The sequence below is a fragment of the Jejubacter calystegiae genome, assembly GCF_005671395.1.
Lineage (GTDB): Bacteria > Pseudomonadota > Gammaproteobacteria > Enterobacterales > Enterobacteriaceae > Jejubacter > Jejubacter calystegiae.
The window spans coordinates 3675614-3694611 of sequence record NZ_CP040428.1; the positions used below are offsets into that span (position 1 = coordinate 3675614).

Genomic DNA, 18998 nt, shown 5'->3' on the forward strand with positions numbered 1-18998 from the left:
TGAAAAATTGCGCTACCTCAATCCTGGGTATGATTGCATATTTTAGACTTCCGTCACTGTATTATTTTCTTTTTGATATTTTCAGAGCATAACTGACGGAGTGCTCCTATGCTGAAGCGTTTCTTTATAACAGGTACGGATACCGCGGTCGGAAAAACAGTCGTGTCACGGGCACTACTGCAGGCGCTTGCCGCCAGCGGCAATAGCGTTGTGGGCTATAAGCCGGTAGCGAAAGGCAGCCAACAGACCTCCGAAGGATTGCGTAATAAAGACGCGCTGGTGTTGCAGAGCGTTTCTTCCCTGGCCCTGCCTTATGGCGCTGTCAATCCCATCGCTTTTAGCGAAGAGGAGAGCAGCCTGGCGCATAGCGGTACGATTAACTACGGCCTGCTGTCTGAAGGGCTGGCGAACCTGAGTTCGCTGGCCGACCGGGTGGTGGTGGAAGGAACCGGAGGCTGGCGTAGCCTGATGAACGATCTGCGGCCGCTGTCTGACTGGGTGGTTCAGGAGCAACTGCCGGTGCTGATGGTGGTGGGTATTCAGGAAGGCTGTATTAACCATGCACTGCTGACGGCGCAGGCCATTGCCAATGACGGACTACCGCTGCTGGGTTGGGTCGCTAATCGTATTAATCCGGGGCTGGCGCATTACGCGGAGATTATCGGCGTATTGCAGAAGAAGCTGAATGCACCGCTACTGGGCGAACTTCCGTATTTGCCGCGGGCGGAACAGCGCGATCTCGGCCACTATATCGATCGGACAGCGCTGGAAAGGGCGTTGATGCAGGAAGCGGTTATGCTGTAATTCTGCGTAACAAAAAGCCGGAACAAAGGTTCCGGCTTTTTGTTGGGTCTTAGTCACCACTCACAATATTCAACGCCCGGCGGGTGCGCCCAGAGCTGAGGTAGTCGGCGATATAATCCTGGGAAATTTCGCCGCTGTAGCGTCCTTCCTCGTCCACAATCGGCATCCAGACCATATTGTGCTCGTAGAGCTTAGAGAGCACCACCCTCAGGTTATCTTCCGCCTTACCGGTAATACGGAAATCATGCAGCATGTCGCCGCAGCTCCCGGTACCGCCGCGCGCTTCCCGGCGCTTTACGAAGCCCAATGGTTTGCCTTCATCATCCACTACGGTAATCGAACGTTGATCGTTGTCGTCCATAATGGCGAAGGCTTCCGCCAGCGGGGTGTCGCGTTTAACGGTAATGATGGGCTGCCGATCGGTAACGTCGCCGGCCTGTACCAGCAGCAGGCGCTTCAGGGTACGGTCCTGGCCCACAAAGGTGCCGACGAACTCATTCGCGGGCTTGGCCAGCAGCTCATCGGGGCTGGCGCACTGCACGATTTTCCCCTGGCGGAATACCGCGATGCGATCGCCCAGTTTTAACGCCTCATCAATATCGTGGCTCACCAGCAGTACCGTCTTTTTCAGCTGGCGCTGCATCTCCAGAAATTCATTCTGAATGGCTTCGCGGTTAATGGGATCCACGGCGCCGAAGGGTTCATCCATCAGCAGTACCGGCGGATCCGCCGCCAGGGCGCGAATCACCCCGATACGCTGCTGCTGGCCGCCGGACAGCTCTTTGGGGTAGCGGGGCAGATAGTGCTGCGGATCCAGGGCTACCATCGCCATCAGTTCGCTGGCCCGTTCGCGGCAGCGTTTTTTATCCCAGCCCAGCATTCTGGGCACCACGGTGATGTTCTCTTCAATCGTCATATTGGGGAACAGACCGATCTGTTGAATCACATAGCCGATATTACGACGTAGCGCCACGGTATCCATGTCGCTGGTGTCTTCACCGTTGATAAACACCCGACCACTGCTTGGAGCGATCAGCCGGTTAATCATCTTCAGGGTGGTGGTTTTACCGCAGCCGGAAGGGCCGAGCAGGATGCAGATCTCGCCTTCGGGTACTTCCAGGCTGACGTTATCGACGGCGTTAAAGGTCTGGCCGTTTTTCTGAACGAACTGACGGGTCAGTTTTTCCAGCTTTATCATGTGTTGTCTCCAGTTGCTGTTCCGCTATTGTCGGAGCGGCGAAATCCTACGCTTTAACCGCGCGTCAATAGCTTCTGCACGCCGTGCAGTAACCAGTCCAGAATAATGGCAAGCAGGCAGATCATTACCGAGCCGGCAATCAGCATACGGATGTCGCTGCCGCCGATGCCGTTGATCAGCAGCAGACCCAGACCGCCAGCGCCAATAACGGCGGCGATGGCCATAACCCCGATATTCATCACCACCGCAGTGCGGATGCCGCCGAAGATCACCGGCAGGGCGATGGGGATCTCCACCCAACGCAGGCGCTGCCAGAAGGTCATGCCGATACCGCGCCCGGCTTCCCGCAGTTCAGGCGGCAGGTTTGAGAGGGCGGTCCAGGTGTTACGCACGATGGGCAGCAGCGAATAGAGGAACACCGCCGCCACCGCCGGAACCACGCCAATCCCATGGCCGATCATCGAAAACAGGGGAATCATCAGGCCGAACAGCGCGATGGCCGGAATGGTCAGAACGATAGTTGCCAGACCCAATACCGTACTGGCCAGTGCCTTATAGCGCACGATGGTAATGCCCAACGGCACGCCGATAATAATCGCCAGCCCCACGGCTAGCAGTACCAGTACCAGATGCTGTAGCGTCAGGGTGCCCAGATAACCGGCGTTGTTGATCATATAGTCAATGGTTTCCATGCGCGCTCCTTACAGTAGCCCTTTCTGTTTCAGGAAATCACGCGCCACCCGCCGGGGAGATTCGTGGTCGATATCCACCCGGGCGTTCAGGGTGGTGATGGTCTCGTTGTCCAGTTGGTCAGAGAGGGTATTGAGCGCCTCCGCCAGACCCGGATTCGCCTCCAGGGTGTCTTTACGTACTACCGGCGTGACGGCATAGCTGGGGAAGAAGCCTTTATCGTCCTCCAGTACTTTAAGGTCGAAACCCTTCACCCGACCATCGGTGGTGTAAATCAGACCGGCATCGACAAAGCCGTCGCGAATAGCGTTATAGACCAGTCCGGGATCCATCTGGCGAATCTGTGGGCGGTCCAGCTCCATGTTGTAGGCCTTCTGCAGCGGTTTCATGCCGTCGCTGCGTCCGCTGAATTCCAGATCCAGCCCCAGCAGCCAGTTATGTTTGGGGTCGTTTTTACGGATCTGTTCAATTTTCGCTACCATCTGCGACATGGTGCTGATGTTCTCTGCCTCGGCACGCTTGCGCTGCATAGCAAAGGCGTAGGTGTTGTTCATCTTCGCCGGTTTCAGCCATATGAGACCGTGCTTCGCATCCAGTCGCTTCACGGTCTCATAGGATTGTTCCGGGGTCATGCGCTCCTTGATCTGGTTAAAGATAATCAGCGAAGTGCCGGTGTACTCCCAGGTCATATCGATCTGTTTGTTGATCATGGCATTGCGTGAAATCACCGTCGCGATATTAGTTCTGGCATCAACCTGGAACCCTTTCTTCTGCAGATAAAGGGCGGTCATGGCCGACAGGATATGCTGCTCGGTAAAGCTCTTGGTCGCCAGTACCAGCGGCGCCGCCTGGACGGAGCTGGCCAGTAGCGCGGCGGCGGCCAGGGTGGTGGTTAACAGCGTCTTCAGTTTCATTCTCTCCACTCCATCAGGCGGTGTGCGGGCTCAGCCAGCGTTCCAGCGAGGCAAGCAACATATCGAGGATCAGGGCGAACAATGCCGTAGCCGCAGCGCCGAGGATAAGCGTGGGGAAGTCGTTCAGATAGATACCCGGGAAGATGAGTTCGCCATAGCTGCTGGCGCCAATCAGGAACGACAGGGGGGCGGTGCCAACATTAATCGCCGTGGCGATGCGGATGCCGGACATGATCACCGGCCAGGCATTGGGCAACTCTACCTGACGCAGCCGCTGGCAGCGGGTCATGCCAATGCCTTTGGCCGCCTCCAACAGCGCGGGCTGTACCGAGCACAGTCCGGCATAGGTGTTGCGCACAATCGGTAGCAGCGAGGCGAGGAACAGCGCGACGATCGCCGGTCTGTCGCCGATGCCGATAATCACCATCGCCAGCGCCAGTACCGCCATGGGGGGCAGCGTGTTGCCGATATTAAACAACTGCATCACGTATTCGGCCCAGCGGCGGGCGAAGGGGCGGCTCAGCAGGATACCGCTGGGAATGCCAATCAGCAGCGCAAGGGCCATGGAAGAGAAGACCAGAATCATATGCTGCTGACCAAGGTAGATGAGATCGACCTTGCGTGCCGCGATAGTTTCTGGTCCGATGCCCCAGACCAGCAGGCCGAGCATGATGAGCAGCGCCAGAAAGCCCAACGCGGCCCGTTTTGCGAATGAGAGTGCCATTGCCGTGTGTCTCCGGTGGTAAACGTGGAAATGCGCGCTTCCGGCTGCGTCTTATGACCGCGTTGCGCAGTGCCGGATTACTTGAGCTATAACAATCCCGGGCTCAGGTTGCCAGAAAGGAACGCATGGAATACACCACAGTTTTATCCGGGAAATCATCGATTTGCCCTTGTTGCGCTACGTTTAATTCCTGATTGTAAGAAAAGTCTTAAAACGAGGGGTGAGGTGTGACGCTGTCACATATTTAGCAAATTGAGGCACCGGCCGGCAGGGCGCCGACCGTGGGGGATTAGCGGAACAGCGGTTTTTCGACGACCGGGATCGGCAGCCCGGAACGCCAGTCGGCGAGAGTGAGTTGAGCCAGCTCGCCCAGCCCCTGCCAGAAGGGATGGGCGGCATTTTCAACAAAACAGGCCAGGAAACGCGGCGCCCAGGGCAGCAGATGCCAGGCCAGCAGTTCATCCAGCGCCTGCTGCTGTCCGGCATCCGCCAGCCAGGCGGCCAGCATCAGCAGGGTGCCGAACTGATCTTCCGGCTCATTCTGTACGCTATGATGGGCGACGCCACGGCTCTGCATCCACTGGCGCAGCGCCAGGGTCGAGTCGCCAAACAGCACGTTTTCCCGATCGAGCCACACCGAGCCCCAGGGGGGGGCCGGGAGTGCCCAGGGGCCAACGAACAACCGCTGGTGCGCCTGTTCCAGCGTCTCATCCTGGCGGTCCCCGGCCATCATGGCGGGAATAGCCGAGGGTACTGGTTGGGACAGTGGCCATTCGCTCTCCCAGCCTGGGGTTTGCAGCATTTGCGTCAGCATCGCGGCGGCGTCGCTGCGTGGTTCATAGTAGAACAGCGCGCCCAGTACCCGGCCGCTTAGCGCAATGGCGTTGAGCCGGGTGCTGTGGTTGGTTGCGGTCATTAAACTTTTTACCTCGTCTAAATTTTTTCGATTTCCACCAGGTTACTGTGCTGCGGGTTCCCTTTCGCCAGCGGTGACGGACGGTGAGTGGTCAGGGTATTCATGCAGGCGCCCGTATCGATACGATCGCCGCTCATGTCCGCCTGATGCCAGGCTCCCTGGCCCATGGCGGTCACGCCAGGCATGATTCGCGGCGTCACTTTGGCCGCCACCCGGACTTCGCCGCGCTCGTTAAATACCCGCACCCTGTCGCCGTTGGCGATCCCCCGTTTGCTGGCATCGATGGGGTTGAGCCATACTTCCTGACGACAGGCGGCCTGCAACACGTCGATGTTGCCGTAAGTGGAGTGGGTGCGTGCTTTGTAGTGGAAACCAAACATCTGTAGCGGCCAACGCCCGCGCTGTGGTGCATCCCAGCTTTCGAAACCGGAGGCGTAGACGGGCAACGGGCTTATCACGTCATCCGGCGCCAGCTCCCAGCTGGCGGCGATTTCCGCCAGACGCTGCGAGTAAATCTCGATTTTGCCCGAAGGCGTTTTGAGCGGATGCGCATCGGGGTCGCGTCGGAAGTCGCGGTAGGCCACGAAATGGCCATTGGGATCGCGCCGCTTGTAGATCCCCATGGCGCGCAGCGCTTCGAATTCGGGCAGTTCCGGGTCCCTGGCGCGCATTTTAGCATACAGATGCTCCAGCCACTGGCGCTGGCTTCGTCCTTCGGTAAAGCGCTGATGGATATCCGGCCCCAGTCGTTTCGCCACCTCGCTCATGATCCAGTAGATAGGACGGCGTTCGAACTTCGCCGTAGTGGCGGGCTGAATAAAGATCAGGTAGCCCATGTTACCAGCGTAGTCGTTGGGGATAATATCCTCCTGCTCAACGGTCATCAGGTCCGGCAGCAGGATATCGGCATATTTCGCCGACGAGGTCATAAAGTTTTCAATCACCACGATGGTTTCGCACTGGCTGTCATCCTGCAAAATATCGTGGGTGCGGTTAATGTCAGAGTGCTGGTTGATCAGGGTGTTACCGGCGTAGTTCCAGATAAACTTGATGGGGACATCCAGCTTCTCTTTACCGCGCACGCCGTCGCGGATGGCGGTCATTTCCGGCCCGCGCGTGATGGCGTCGGTCCAGCTAAAGCAGGAGATACTGGTCTTCACCGGGTTTTCCAGCACCGGCATACGTTCGATAGTGATGGTGTATGTGGATTCCCTGGCGCCGCTGTTACCGCCGTGAATGCCGACGTTGCCGGTCAGAATAGGCAGCATGGCGATAGCGCGGGCGGTCTGCTCGCCGTTAGCCTGGCGCTGTGGCCCCCAGCCCTGACAGATATAAGCCGGTTTAGCGCTGCCGATCTCACGCGCCAGCGTAATAATTTTATCGACCGGGATACCGGTAATTTGCGATGCCCACTGCGGCGTTTTGGCTATGCCGTCATCGCCCTGGCCCAGAATCCAGGCCTTATAGTGGCCGTTGGCTGGCGCGCCAGCGGGCAGGGTTTTTTCATCATAGCCTACGCAGTATTTATCGAGGAACGGCTGGTCCACCAGATCTTCGTTAATCAGTACCCAGGCAAGGCCGGCTACCAGGGCGGCGTCGGTTCCGGGGCGAATCGGGAGCCACTCATCTTCGCGCCCGGCGGCGGTATCGGTATAGCGCGGATCGATAACGATCATGCGGGCATTGGAACGCTCCCGGGCCTGCTCCAGGTAGTAAGTGATGCCGCCGCCGCTCATGCGGGTTTCGGCCGGGTTATTGCCGAACATCACCACCAGTTTGCTGTTTTCGATATCGGAGGTGCTGTTACCGTCGTTGCTGCCGTAGGTGTAGGGCATGGCACAGGAGATCTGCGCGGTGCTGTAGGTGCCGTAGTGGCTCAGAAAGCCGCCGTAGCAGTTCATCAGGCGCGCCACCAGCGAAGCGTAAGGGGAGGAGCGAGTGATATTACCGCCCACAATACCGGAGGAGTAGTTGATATAGACCGACTCGTTACCGTACTGCTCGACGGTTTTCTTTAACTGTCCGGCGATAGTATCCAGCGCCTCCTGCCAACTGATGCGTTCAAACTTGCCTTCACCGCGCTTGCCCACCCGCTTCATCGGGTAGTTGAGGCGTTCCGGATGATTCATACGGCGGCGGATGGAACGACCGCGCAGGCAGGCCCGCACCTGGTGGTTACCGTAAATATCTTCGCCGGTATTATCGGTCTCTACCCGCCAGACTTCATCGTTGCGTACGTGCAGGCGCAGCGCGCAGCGGCTACCGCAGTTGACCGAGCAGGCGCCCCAGACGATGCTGTCTTCAGAGCCGGAGACGGCATCGCCGACGGCGGCGGCCACCGGGCGGATACCAAAAGGCAGCGAAACCGAACCGGCAGCCAGCGCAAGACCGCCAATCGCCGATGACTTAATCAGTGTGCGGCGGCTGATACCGCCCGGTTGTTGTTGAGTGGTGGACATGGCTCACTCCACGGCACGCCTTTCCGCAACCAGGAAGGTGCCTTGTTGTTATGGAGATATCGGTTGCAGAGACACCGCGTTATCGGCGTATCGCGGGGGAGTGTTACCCATGTGGAGGTAGCTGATATTAATATGCATCAAAGTTGACGCATTATTGCGTGATAATCCTTCAGGGGCGCCACAGGCACCCCTCAGGTTGATGACAAAGAGGGAAAAAACGTGGTTTTTCCCTCTTTGTGGTTGATTGATTTTCCTTGTTTATTTTTCTGGTGATTCTGGCCGAACGAATTCGGCCTGGGGTTTATCATCAGTCTCAGGGGTGCCACAGGCACCCCTTTAGTATTACTGCTGAGGAGCGCTATCGTCTGCCGGGGCAGCGGCGTCGCCGGTGCGGGTATAGAGAATCTTCTGGGTGTCGTTGGCGCAGTGGCCAACGACCTGGGCGCCGGGTTGATCCGCCTGATCGTTAGGGACGATGGTCAGAGTGAATCCTGACTCCGGCACGCCGTTATTGATAATGCGCTGCCCAATCTCCGCTTTCACCTTTTCGCACGAGTTCTGTGCTGCCATTACCGGCGCGGCTGCCGCCAGGAGTAACGCGCTAATCCATACCGAAGGTTTCATGATTGCTTCCTTTTGTTGAGCATGAGCTCCAATCATAGCAGAATAGGGGTAACGTCCTGTATTTACTTGCATCATTTGGCTTTTTTTCGGATTTCAGGAGTATGGGAAGACAATGAACAGAAGATTACTGGGATGCGCGCTGGCGCTGTTCGCTGTCGGCTGTGACGATGGCCATTCCCGAAGCGACGACTGGTCGCCACAAATGTCCAGCTTTGCGAACGAGTTTAATTTTGATCCACTGCGCGGGCCGGTACGCGCCTTTAGCGAGACGGTCGTCGATCAGAACGGTGAAACCGTACGTCACGTCAGCGCCCGACTTTCTCGTGAAGGCTGCTTTAACAGTCTGGAGTTTCACGATCTGCAAAACGACAGTAATGCTTCGCTGCAGCGCCAGGAGGATATGATGGTGGATGCCGACAGCGGGGTGCTGCGGGTGCTGTTGCAGGGCCATTGCCAGTTAGGATCCCTGCCGGATGCGTCTGTCGACTATCGCCAGGATCGGCGCGGTTTTGTTACTTCCGCTCAGGGGCCGCAGGTCGCGATTCACTATCGCTATGATGAAGAGGGGTATCCGCTGGGTAACATCACCCGGGAAAACGGCGAGCGGACTGCAGTACGTATTGCCGCCGGTGAATCCGGACGTAAGCCGGACTACACCGCGGTCAGCGAACGTAATGGGCGGGAGATCGCCACCACCCACCAGCGCTGCGACTACGATGGCAGAGGGAACCCCACCACCTGTCGGCTAACCAGCCGCGATCTGATCACCGGTGTGGAACAGCGCTATATCATTAGCAACAGCATCGGCTATTACTGAGCGGTGGGGGTCAGCATGGCCGCGCCAGGCGCTTTCAGATTTTGCAGATACTGATGCTGGAAGATGCACATCCGGATGGTGTTGCGATACTCGCCGTTAACGAAGAATTCGTGGATCAGCTCGCCTTCGACCATAAAGCCCAGCTTTTCGTAAATATGAATCGCCTTCGCGTTCTCTTTATCGACAATCAGATAGAGCTTATACAGATTCAGCACGGTAAAGCCGTAGTCCATCGCCAGCCTTGCAGCGCGCGAGGCCAGCCCTTTTCCCTGGTGTTCGGGAGAGATGATTATCTGAAATTCGGCGCGGCGGTGCACATGATTGATTTCCACCAGCTCCACCAGGCCGGCCTTTTCGCCATTACACTCCACCACAAAGCGGCGTTCGCTCTGATCGTGGATATGCTTGTCGTAAAGATCGGAGAGTTCTACAAAAGCTTCATAGGGCTCTTCAAACCAGTAGCGCATGACGCTGGCGTTATTATCCAGTTGATGGACGAAGCGAAGGTCTTCACGCTCCAGAGGGCGCAGTTTAACCTGTAGATCGCCGGACATAGGGGAACTCCTTGAATCGGCGGCAGAGGGTTCTGCCGCATAGCATAGGGTTACGGGTTAATCACGCGCCCCGTACGGCGATCCAGACAGCGCAGGGTGTTTGGCTCCCAATAGGCGTTAAGGTTGGCGCTTTTCTGGCAGTTATCGCGGGCGTCAAAAGCGGTATCCGCTTTATCCCACTCTTTCTCCGTACGGCGATTCACCTTCTGACGCAGCGAACGGGTATCTCCCCACTGTTCTTTATCCATGGCGGCCTGCTGGCGGCTCATGGCGCTGTCGCCGGATTCGATGATTAACTTGTTGGTTTGAGCCTGGGCCGGTGCGCAAAGCAGGGCGGCGGTGCTGAATGCCAGCGGCAGCAGCGCAAGGGACAGGCGCTTCATTGAATGACTCATAGTAATTTCCTTATTGGTCGTGAACGTCACGACGCTCCCATTTTAGCCGATTTTTGCGCGCCGGACACCCCACAGATCCCTGCACAGGAGGCTGTCACTCAAAGGTTACAGGGCGATGTGGAAGGTTCTGAAACTGTTGCATTTCCTGAGCCAATAGTGTGATGGAGTACAATTTTTTCACTATTTATACTTGTATGGTAGTTGTTCGGGAGGAATGATGGGCCCCAGAAAGATAAGTGAGATAGCCATCAGACGGCAGGCTCTGGAACGGGTGAGTCGCAAAGCGTTAATTAACACCGGGAAAACGGCGGGCCGCATGGAATCGCCGGGATCGTTAAAACAGGAGAAAAACCAATGAGAAGCGTTGTCGTTCAGCAGCCAGGTCATCTGGAAATCGCGGAGCGTCCATTGCCGCAGCCCGCGCCAGGTGAAGTCAGAATTCGCGTGAAGCATGCCGGGATCTGCGGCTCCGATGTGCATATTTTCCACGGCCATAATCCGTTCGCTAAATATCCCAGAGTGATTGGCCATGAATTCTTTGGCCATATCGACGCCGTGGGCGAGGGCGTCGATCCGGCGCGCGTCGGCGAACGGGTTGCGGGCGACCCTGTGGTGAGCTGCGGGCATTGCTACCCCTGTCAGATTGGCCGACCCAATGTCTGCACCGAATTGCAGGTGGTTGGCGTGCATCGGGACGGCGGTTTTAGTGAAGCCGTCGTGATTCCGGCAGGTAACGCTCACCGGGTGCCGGAGACGATCCCTGACGATCGTGCCACCATGATTGAACCTTTTACCATCGCCGCCAATATTTGCAGTCAGTTGCAGCCAGGTCCGCTGGATGTGGCGCTGGTTTACGGCGCGGGGCCGATGGGCCTGACGACGATCCAGGCGCTGCGCGGCGTTTACGGCGTCAAGACCGTGATTGTGGCGGATCGCATTGATGAACGTCTGGAGATGGCGCGGGTTAACGGCGCCGACCACACCATTAACAACGGTCGTGAAAATCTGGCCGACTGGCTGACGCAGCATGGGGTACGACCGACGCTTATCGTCGATGCCGCCTGCCATCCCAGCATTCTGCCGGAAGCCATTAGTCTGGCATCGCCCGCGGGCCGTATCGGCATCATGGGCTTCTCTGCCGATCCCTGCACCATAAGCCAGCAAGGCATCACCAGTAAAGAACTGACCATTATCAGCTCACGTCTGAACAGCAACCGCTTTCCGATGGTGATCGACTGGATGGCGCGTGGTCTGATTCAGCCCGAAAAACTGATTACCCATAGCTATCCGGCGGAGCAGGTACTGGAGGCAATGGAAACCTTTGAGAAGGACCAGAAGCAGTGCTGCAAGGTGTTGCTCAATTTCTGAGTACGACGTTCTGTACCCACAACCTGTAAGGATAAACGGGGAAATGAAAAATGACTGATACGACTGAAAACAGCAATAAGCCGGAACGCAATACCCGCGACCTGGTGAAGGCTGCAGTCTCGGGCTGGCTTGGAACCGCGCTGGAGTTTATGGATTTCCAGCTCTATTCACTGGGCGCCGCGCTGGTGTTTCACGAGATCTTCTTCCCTGGGCAGTCGGCGGCTATGGCGCTGATTCTGGCGATGGGAACCTACGGCGCGGGTTATATCGCCCGCATCGTTGGCGCCTTTGTTTTCGGCCGGATGGGTGACCAGGTTGGACGTAAGAAAGTGCTGTTCATTACCATCACCATGATGGGAATCTGTACCACGCTTATCGGCGTGTTGCCCACCTATGCCCAGATTGGCATCTTTGCGCCGATTCTGCTGGTGACGCTGCGAATCATACAGGGGCTGGGGGCTGGCGCCGAGATCTCCGGCGCGGGCACCATGCTGGCAGAATATGCGCCGCGCGGTAAACGCGGCATTATCTCGTCACTGGTGGCGATGGGCACCAACTGCGGTACTCTGACTGCCACCGCCATCTGGGCCCTGATGTTCTTCCTGCTGGACCGCGGACAGCTGGTGGACTGGGGCTGGCGCATCCCCTTCCTGTGCAGCGCGGTGGTGATGATCTTTGCCATCTGGTTGCGTATGAACCTGAAGGAAAGCCCGGTATTTGAAGGCGTTCAGGAACAGGATGAACAGCAGGGCACGCCCATCGATCAGGACAACACCATCGGCGCGATGTTGCGTAGCAAATCCTTCTGGCTGGCCAGCGGCCTGCGCTTTGGTCAGGCGGGTAACTCGGGGCTGATCCAGACCTTCCTGGCGGGCTATCTGGTTCAGACGCTGCTACTGGACAAGAGCATTCCGACGGATGCCCTGATGATAAGCTCGGTGATTGGTTTCCTGACCATTCCGCTGCTGGGTTGGATCTCCGACCGGGTAGGGCGCCGTATGCCGTACATCATCGTCAATATCAGCGCCATACTGCTGGCCTGGCCGATGCTGTCGCTGCTGACTAACGGCGCTTCGTCGGTGGGGGTGATGATGGCGAGCATCATTATTATCCATAACGTGGCGGTGCTGGGGCTGTTTGCGCTGGAAAATATCACCATGGCGGAGATCTTCGGCTCCCGCAATCGCTTTACCCGTATGGCGATTTCCAAAGAGGCTGGCGGCCTTATTGCCGTCGGGTTTGGCCCACTGCTGGCCGGTATCTTCTGCAACATAACCGGGGACTGGTGGCCGATTGCGGCGATGATCGTGGCTTACTCAGGGATTGGTCTGATCTCTGCGTTCCTGATGCCGGAAGTGGCGGATCGTGATTTGGAACATCCGGAAGACGCGGCTGATATCGCGGCACCAGGCCATAGCGCCCGCGCGACCCGCACGCTTTCCTGAACACTCTGCCAGCTGCCCCACCATGGGATGGTGCTCACACTTTGTTACCATTCTAGTCAGGGTAGTTGGCAAAAACTGTCGCAAATCAAGGTGCGAACGGGTGCAGAAGGTAGTCTGCCTCCGTTCCCTTATTAATGATGAAGTGGGTATCAACAATGGTAAATTCACTCTGGTCCGCGCGGGCAACCCTGCCGAAGTATGACCGTAACCGTCTGCAAACCCGTATCGTTCACCTGGGATTTGGCGCATTTCATCGCGCTCACCAGGCGGTGTTTGCCGATATCCTCGCCGCTGAGCACAACAGCGACTGGGGCTACTGCGAAGTTAACCTGATTGGCGGTGAGCAGCAGATCGCCTCCCTCAAGCGCCAGGAAAACCTGTTCAGCGTCTCTGAAATGTCCGGCGAAGGCTGGAGCTCCCGGGTCGTTGGGGTGGTGAAAGAGGCCCTGCACGCGGAAGTGGATGGTATTGATACGGTGCTGGCGGCCATGTGCCGTCCGGAAGTGTCCATTGTTTCTCTGACCGTAACCGAAAAAGGCTATTGCCACTCTCCGGCTACCGGCGAGCTGGTGATTGACCATCCGCTGATTCAGGCCGATTTAGCTCACCCCCAGGCGCCGCGTTCGGCACCGGGAACGATAGTCGCGGCGCTGGCGCGCCGTAAAGCGGCCGGGCTGCCGGGCTTTAGCGTAATGTCCTGCGACAACATGCCGGAAAACGGCCATGTGACCCGCAATGTGGTACTGGCTTACGCCCGCGAGCTGGATCCGGCGCTGGCGGCCTGGATCGAAAAAGCAGTGACATTCCCTTCCACCATGGTGGACAGGATCGTTCCGGCGGTGACGGCTGAAACCCTGGCGCAGATTGAAAGCCACATTGGCGTGGCCGATCCGGCAGGGGTCGCCTGTGAACCGTTCCGCCAGTGGGTGATTGAAGATAACTTTGTGGCGGGGCGCCCGGAGTGGGAAAAAGCCGGTGCCGAACTGGTACAGGACGTACTGCCCTGGGAAGAGATGAAGCTGCGTATGCTGAATGGCAGCCACTCCTTCCTGGCTTACCTGGGGTATCTGGGGGGCTATCAGCACATCAACGAGTGCATGGAGGATGAAAACTATCGCCGTGCCGCTCACGGGCTGATGCTGAACGAACAGGCGCCGACGCTGAAGGTGCAGGGCGTGGATCTGCGCCGCTATGCCGATTCGCTTATCGCCCGCTACTGCAACCCGGCGCTGCGTCACCGTACCTGGCAGATTGCTATGGACGGTAGCCAGAAACTGCCTCAGCGTATGCTGGATCCCGTTCGCTGGCATCTGGCCCATGATGATGCCTTCGAGCTACTGGCGCTTGGCGTGGCGGGCTGGATGCGCTATGTCGGCGGGGTGGACGAGCAGGGCGCGGCGATCGAAATCAGCGATCCGCTGCTGCCTGCCATCACTCAGGCGGTTGCCTCCAGCGAAGAGGGCGAAGCCCGGGTACGCGCGCTACTGAGTCTGGATGCGATCTTCGGTCGCGACCTGCCGGACAGCAGCGTCTTTGTCGCTAAGGTGCTGGCGGCTTACCAGGGGCTGTTAACCAACGGGGCTCGTGTTATGGTGGCGCAGGCTGCCGAACGACTGAAATAAGCGTTATCAGCGCCGGCGATTGTTGTCGGCGCTTTATTCAATCCCTTCCGCATTCCCCGCAAATTGACAGCGACCCCGGTTTGTACCACGCTTTTAACGCTAACTTTTTAGCGATCGAACCCGAGGTGACCCATGGCGACAGGAACAGTGAAATGGTTTAACGCCGATAAAGGATTTGGCTTTATTAGCCCGGACGGTGGCGGTGAGGATGTGTTTGCCCATCATTCGGCTATCCAGATGTCAGGCTATAAATCACTGGAAGAGGGGCAAAAGGTTGAGTTTGACATAACCAAGGGGCAAAAAGGGCCTCAGGCGGAGAATATCCGTCCACTCTGACGCGCCTTCTGAGCGTCTATCGAAAAGGGTTCATCGCCCAAATGAACCCGCTTCTGTACTTCCACATACCTTACGATCTCCCCCGTTTTTTACGCTTTTTGGTGATGTTATCTGCCGGATTGCTGAAACCGTATTTTCGTTCAGCAAATCTGGTGGGAATGTTATCAAAATGTGTTTCAGGTCTAATTTTTATAACGAAATCCGCCGCTTTTCTTGCAGGATTCGCGCTAAGGGCACAAATTAATTGAAACGTTTCAGCCTTTATCCTGTTGGATCTTATCCTGACAGCAGGCTTTTTTTTGCCCAAAAAGCTGAATCGTTTCAATTTCCCAAAAAAAGGAGGGGACTATGTTCCAGTTATCTGTGCAGGACATTCACCCGGGGCAGTATGCGGGAAGCAAAGAGGAGGCCATCCGTCTGGTGGCCGGGGCGCTGACTCAGGCAGGCAACGTTACCACAGGCTATGTCGATGGCATGCTGGCGCGCGAACAGCAAACGTCCACCTGGCTTGGCAACGGAATCGCCATTCCCCATGGCACTACAGCAACCCGTGATCAGGTACTGAAAACCGGCGTCCAGGTGTATCAATTTCCGGACGGCGTCTGCTGGGGCGAAGGGCAGACGGTGTATGTGGCGCTGGGCATTGCGGCCCGTTCAGATGAACATCTTGGCCTGCTGCGCCAGTTGACTCACGTGCTGAGCGATGAGTCGGTGGCGGAGCGCCTGAAATCCACCACCGATCCGCACGTATTGCGCGCCCTGCTGATGGGGGAAAGCCAGCAGCAGGCGCTGAAACTGGATAACGACATGCTGACGCTGGATGTCGCCGCCAGTGACCTGGTCATGCTTCAGGCGCTGAACGTCGGGCGTCTGAAAGCGGCGGGTGCGGTTGATACGCGCTTTGTGAGCCATGCGATTGGCGATAGCCCCATGAATCTGGGCCAGGGAGTCTGGTTGAATGACAGCACGGAAGGCAGCCTGAAAAGTGCTATCGCAATAAGCCGTGCTGATACGCCGCTGGAGGTGGAGGGCCAGCCAGCGGCGCTTTTAGTGACGGTCGCCATGGTCGATGACCAGCCGCTAGCGGTACTGGATCGCCTGAGTGCGCTACTGACGGCCGGTGAGGCACAGCGTCTGCTGACAGCGGATGCTGCCACTCTGCTGGCGCTGCTGACCGGGGAGGGCGCGGTTTGTGACGACTGTCTCAGCGCGGAATTTGTCGTGCCTAATGAGCACGGCCTGCACGCCCGTCCCGGCGCCATGCTGGTGAATGCCATCAAACAGTTCAACAGCGAAATTACCGTGACCAACCTTAACGGCAGCGGCAAGGCCGTGAACGGACGCAGTCTGATGAAGGTGGTGGCGCTGGGGGTGAAAAAGGGGCACCGGATACGGATAACGGCCCGGGGCGAAGACGCTGCTGCGGCGTTAAATCACATCGGACAGGCTATCGCCGACGGTCTTGGGGAGGGTGCGCAATGAGCAGACGGGTGGCCACTATTACCCTGAATCCGGCTTACGACCTGGTGGGATTCATTCCCGAAATCGAAAGCGGCGAAGTCAACCGGGTGCGTACCACGGGGCTGCATGCGGCGGGTAAAGGTATCAATGTCGCAAGGGTGCTTAAGGACCTGGGGATCGACGTTACCGTGAGCGGTTTTCTGGGGAAAGAGAACCTGCAAGGATTTCAGCAACTGTTCAGCGAGCTGGGCATCACCAACCGCTTTCACGTAGTGCCAGGGCGAACCCGCATTAATGTCAAACTGACCGAACAAAGCAGCGCCGTCACCGATCTGAATTTCTCGGGCTTTGAGGTGTCGCCCGAAGAGTGGACGCGCTTTGTTGAGGATTCCCTGAGCTGGAGTGGTCAGTTCGACATGATCTGCGTCAGCGGCAGTCTGCCTGCGGGCGTAAACCCCGATGCTTTTTCCCGCTGGATGGCTGCGTTGCGCGATCTCTGTCCGTGCATCATTTTCGACAGCAGCCGCGAGGCGCTGGTGGCAGGGCTCCTGGCTGCGCCCTGGCTGGTCAAACCCAACCGTCGCGAGCTGGAAATCTGGGCTGGTCGTCCGCTACCGGAAATCGGTGATGTGGTGATGGCCGCTCATGCGCTGCGTCAGCAGGGTATCGCCCATGTGGTGATCTCCCTTGGCGAGCAGGGCGCCCTGTGGGTGAGCGGATCCGGCGCATGGATAGCCAGACCGCCATCTGTCGATGTGGTCAGTACCGTCGGCGCCGGAGACGCCATGGTCGGCGGCATTATTTACGGGTTGCTGATGCGCGAATCCAACCAGCATACCTTACGCCTGGCGACGGCCGTGTCGGCGCTGGCGGTTGGCCAGAGTAACGTCGGCATCAGCGACCGGCCGCGGCTGGCGGCCATGATGGCCCGCGTGGAAGTAAATCCTTTTGATTCACGGCAGGAGAGCGACTCATGAAAACGCTGCTGATTGTAGGTACTGAACTGGGTCAGGTGCGTGCCCGGATGGCAAAAAATCTGCTTGGCGCCGCCGCTGCGAAGGCCCAAATGACCATGACCGATCACCTGGACGAAGCCGGGCTGGTGATTGTGCTGGGCACCACGCCGCTGACCGACAGCGCCCTGAATGGCAAGCGGGTATATCAGGGGGACATTAACGGCGCGGTGGCTGAACCGGAAACATTCCTGAGCGAAGCCCAAAGCCGGGCGCAGCCGTATCAGGTGCCGGAAACGGCCGCTGCGGTGGTTCCCCGCCGCATTGTGGCCGTGACCGCCTGCCCAACCGGTGTGGCGCACACCTTTATGGCGGCGGAAGCCATTGAAACCGAAGCCAAAAAACGCGGCTGGTGGGTGAAGGTCGAAACCCGCGGCTCTGTCGGGGCGGGGAATGCGATAACCCCGGAAGAGGCAGAACAGGCGGATCTGGTGCTGGTCGCCGCCGATATCGAAGTCGATCTGAGCAAATTTGCCGGTAAACCGATGTACCGCACTTCAACCGGTCTGGCGCTCAAAAAGACGGCTCAGGAGTTTGACCGTGCGCTGGCCGATGCACAGCCGTACCATCCGGACAGCGGTGACGAAAACGCATCGACCAAAGCAGCGGGCGGCGAGGGGAGCGGCGCTTATCGTCACCTGTTGACCGGAGTCTCTTTTATGCTGCCGATGGTGGTGGCGGGCGGTTTGTGTATCGCCCTCTCTTTCGCCTTCGGGATCGAGGCTTTTAAGGAGCCGGGAACCCTGGCCGCGGCGCTGATGCAGATTGGCGGCGATTCGGCGTTCGCCCTGATGGTTCCGGTGCTGGCGGGCTATATCGCCTTTTCGATTGCCGACCGGCCGGGCCTGACCCCGGGGCTGATTGGCGGGATGCTGGCGGTCAGCACAGGAGCCGGTTTTATCGGCGGCATTATTGCCGGTTTCCTGGCGGGGTACGTGGCGAAACTGATTGGCGCCCGGCTGAAATTACCGGCGGGGATGGAGGCATTAAAGCCGATTTTGATTATTCCGCTGGTGGCCAGTCTGGTTGTGGGTCTGGCGATGATCTACCTGATCGGTCGGCCGGTGGCCGGTATTCTGGCGGCGCTGACCCACTGGTTACAGACCATGGGGACGACCAATGCGGTTCTGCTGGGGGCGATCCTCGGCGGCATGATGTGTACCGACATGGGCGGGCCGCTGAATAAAGCCGCCTATGCGTTCGGCGTGGGGCTGCTGAGCACCCAAACCTATGCGCCGATGGCGGCGATTATGGGAGCCGGGATGGTGCCGCCGCTGGCGCTGGGGCTGGCTACGCTTATCGCCGGCAAAAAGTTCGATAATGGCCAGCGTGAAGGGGGTAAGGCGGCGCTGGTGTTGGGACTCTGTTTTATCACCGAAGGGGCGATTCCCTTTGCCGCCCGGGATCCGATGCGCGTGCTGCCTTGTTGTATCGCAGGCGGCGCCGTGACCGGGGCTATCTCTATGGCGGTCGGAGCCGCGCTGATGGCGCCGCACGGCGGGCTGTTTGTGCTGTTTATTCCGGGCGCAATTACGCCGGTACTGGGCTATTTGCTGGCTATTGTGGCGGGGACGCTGGTGGCGGGTGTTTCCTATGCGCTGCTCAAGCGCCCTGAACAGGCGGTTGCCTGACCTTTGCAAAAGCGGGCCAGTATTATC

Annotated in this window: 18 protein-coding genes; 9 read left to right on the forward strand and 9 right to left on the reverse strand. The window is 58.1% G+C overall.

From position 1 onward, the window contains the following. Nucleotides 1-108 precede the first annotated feature (108 nt). Complete coding sequence (gene bioD / locus FEM41_RS16945; protein WP_138097372.1) at nt 109-804, forward strand: dethiobiotin synthase; 696 nt, start codon at nt 109-111, stop codon at nt 802-804. A 49-nt stretch (nt 805-853) separates the two neighbouring features. On the opposite strand, the gene osmV is transcribed toward bioD, so the two are convergent. The 7 genes from osmV to FEM41_RS16980 all read right to left on the reverse strand — a co-directional run bounded on the left by osmV (nt 854) and on the right by FEM41_RS16980 (nt 8329). Beyond that, a complete protein-coding gene (gene osmV, locus FEM41_RS16950; RefSeq protein WP_138097373.1) occupies nt 854-2002 on the reverse strand; it encodes an osmoprotectant ABC transporter ATP-binding protein OsmV in 1149 nt (382 codons plus the stop codon). 53 nt (nt 2003-2055) lie between these two features. Then, a complete protein-coding gene (gene osmW, locus FEM41_RS16955; protein ID WP_138097374.1) occupies nt 2056-2694 on the reverse strand; it encodes an osmoprotectant ABC transporter permease OsmW in 639 nt (212 codons plus the stop codon). Nucleotides 2695-2703: 9 nt separating this feature from the next. Then, nucleotides 2704-3606, reverse strand: coding sequence for a glycine betaine ABC transporter substrate-binding protein (locus FEM41_RS16960; RefSeq protein ID WP_138097375.1), 903 nt, complete (start codon nt 3604-3606; stop codon nt 2704-2706). A 13-nt stretch (nt 3607-3619) separates the two neighbouring features. Next, the gene (locus FEM41_RS16965) at nt 3620-4330 is read right to left on the reverse strand and encodes an ABC transporter permease (RefSeq protein ID WP_138097376.1); all 711 of its coding nucleotides are present in this window, start codon (nt 4328-4330) and stop codon (nt 3620-3622) included. A 289-nt stretch (nt 4331-4619) separates the two neighbouring features. Further along, nucleotides 4620-5246: a Tat proofreading chaperone DmsD gene (gene dmsD / locus FEM41_RS16970; protein ID WP_138097377.1), complete on the reverse strand. Its 627-nt coding sequence runs from the start codon at nt 5244-5246 to the stop codon at nt 4620-4622. A 17-nt stretch (nt 5247-5263) separates the two neighbouring features. Then, on the reverse strand, nt 5264-7705 hold the full coding sequence (gene ynfE / locus FEM41_RS16975) for a selenate/tellurate reductase subunit YnfE (RefSeq protein WP_138097378.1): 2442 nt from the start codon (nt 7703-7705) through the stop codon (nt 5264-5266). Between the two features lie 342 nt (nt 7706-8047). Continuing rightward, complete coding sequence (locus FEM41_RS16980) at nt 8048-8329, reverse strand: DUF1161 domain-containing protein (RefSeq protein ID WP_138097379.1); 282 nt, start codon at nt 8327-8329, stop codon at nt 8048-8050. Nucleotides 8330-8441: 112 nt separating this feature from the next. Here FEM41_RS16980 and FEM41_RS16985 point away from each other — a divergent pair, with 112 nt between their 5' ends. Continuing rightward, nucleotides 8442-9146 carry a YnfC family lipoprotein gene (locus FEM41_RS16985; RefSeq protein ID WP_138097380.1) on the forward strand — a complete coding sequence of 235 codons (705 nt, stop codon included), beginning with the start codon at nt 8442-8444 and terminating at the stop codon, nt 9144-9146. Here the strand turns inward: FEM41_RS16985 and speG are convergent. Both speG and FEM41_RS16995 read right to left on the reverse strand, forming a co-directional pair. Further along, nucleotides 9140-9700: a spermidine N1-acetyltransferase gene (gene speG / locus FEM41_RS16990; protein ID WP_138097381.1), complete on the reverse strand. Its 561-nt coding sequence runs from the start codon at nt 9698-9700 to the stop codon at nt 9140-9142. The genes FEM41_RS16985 and speG overlap by 7 nt on opposite strands. A gap of 50 nt (nt 9701-9750) precedes the next feature. Next, nucleotides 9751-10095, reverse strand: a complete 345-nt coding sequence (locus FEM41_RS16995) for a DUF1283 family protein (protein ID WP_168198818.1) — start codon at nt 10093-10095, stop codon at nt 9751-9753. A 354-nt stretch (nt 10096-10449) separates the two neighbouring features. On the opposite strand from FEM41_RS16995, the gene FEM41_RS17000 reads away from it, so the two are divergent. The 7 genes from FEM41_RS17000 to fruA all read left to right on the forward strand — a co-directional run bounded on the left by FEM41_RS17000 (nt 10450) and on the right by fruA (nt 18971). Continuing rightward, entirely contained in the window at nt 10450-11463 is a 1014-nt protein-coding gene (locus FEM41_RS17000) for a Zn-dependent oxidoreductase (protein ID WP_138097382.1), read from the forward strand. A 50-nt stretch (nt 11464-11513) separates the two neighbouring features. Beyond that, nucleotides 11514-12908, forward strand: a complete 1395-nt coding sequence (locus FEM41_RS17005; protein WP_138097383.1) for an MFS transporter — start codon at nt 11514-11516, stop codon at nt 12906-12908. Nucleotides 12909-13063: 155 nt separating this feature from the next. Then, nucleotides 13064-14530, forward strand: coding sequence for a mannitol dehydrogenase family protein (locus FEM41_RS17010; protein ID WP_138097384.1), 1467 nt, complete (start codon nt 13064-13066; stop codon nt 14528-14530). Between the two features lie 132 nt (nt 14531-14662). Beyond that, nucleotides 14663-14866 (forward strand): cold-shock protein, encoded by a 204-nt coding sequence (locus FEM41_RS17015; RefSeq protein ID WP_138097385.1) that lies wholly within the window; start codon nt 14663-14665, stop codon nt 14864-14866. 348 nt (nt 14867-15214) lie between these two features. Further along, nucleotides 15215-16348: a fused PTS fructose transporter subunit IIA/HPr protein gene (gene fruB / locus FEM41_RS17020; RefSeq protein WP_138097386.1), complete on the forward strand. Its 1134-nt coding sequence runs from the start codon at nt 15215-15217 to the stop codon at nt 16346-16348. Then, nucleotides 16345-17304 carry a 1-phosphofructokinase gene (gene fruK, locus FEM41_RS17025; protein WP_138097387.1) on the forward strand — a complete coding sequence of 320 codons (960 nt, stop codon included), beginning with the start codon at nt 16345-16347 and terminating at the stop codon, nt 17302-17304. Before fruB ends, fruK begins: the two co-directional genes overlap by 4 nt. Beyond that, nucleotides 17301-18971: a PTS fructose transporter subunit IIBC gene (gene fruA / locus FEM41_RS17030; protein ID WP_138097388.1), complete on the forward strand. Its 1671-nt coding sequence runs from the start codon at nt 17301-17303 to the stop codon at nt 18969-18971. The genes fruK and fruA overlap by 4 nt, the downstream gene beginning before the upstream one ends. The last annotated feature ends 27 nt before the right edge of the window (nt 18972-18998 follow it).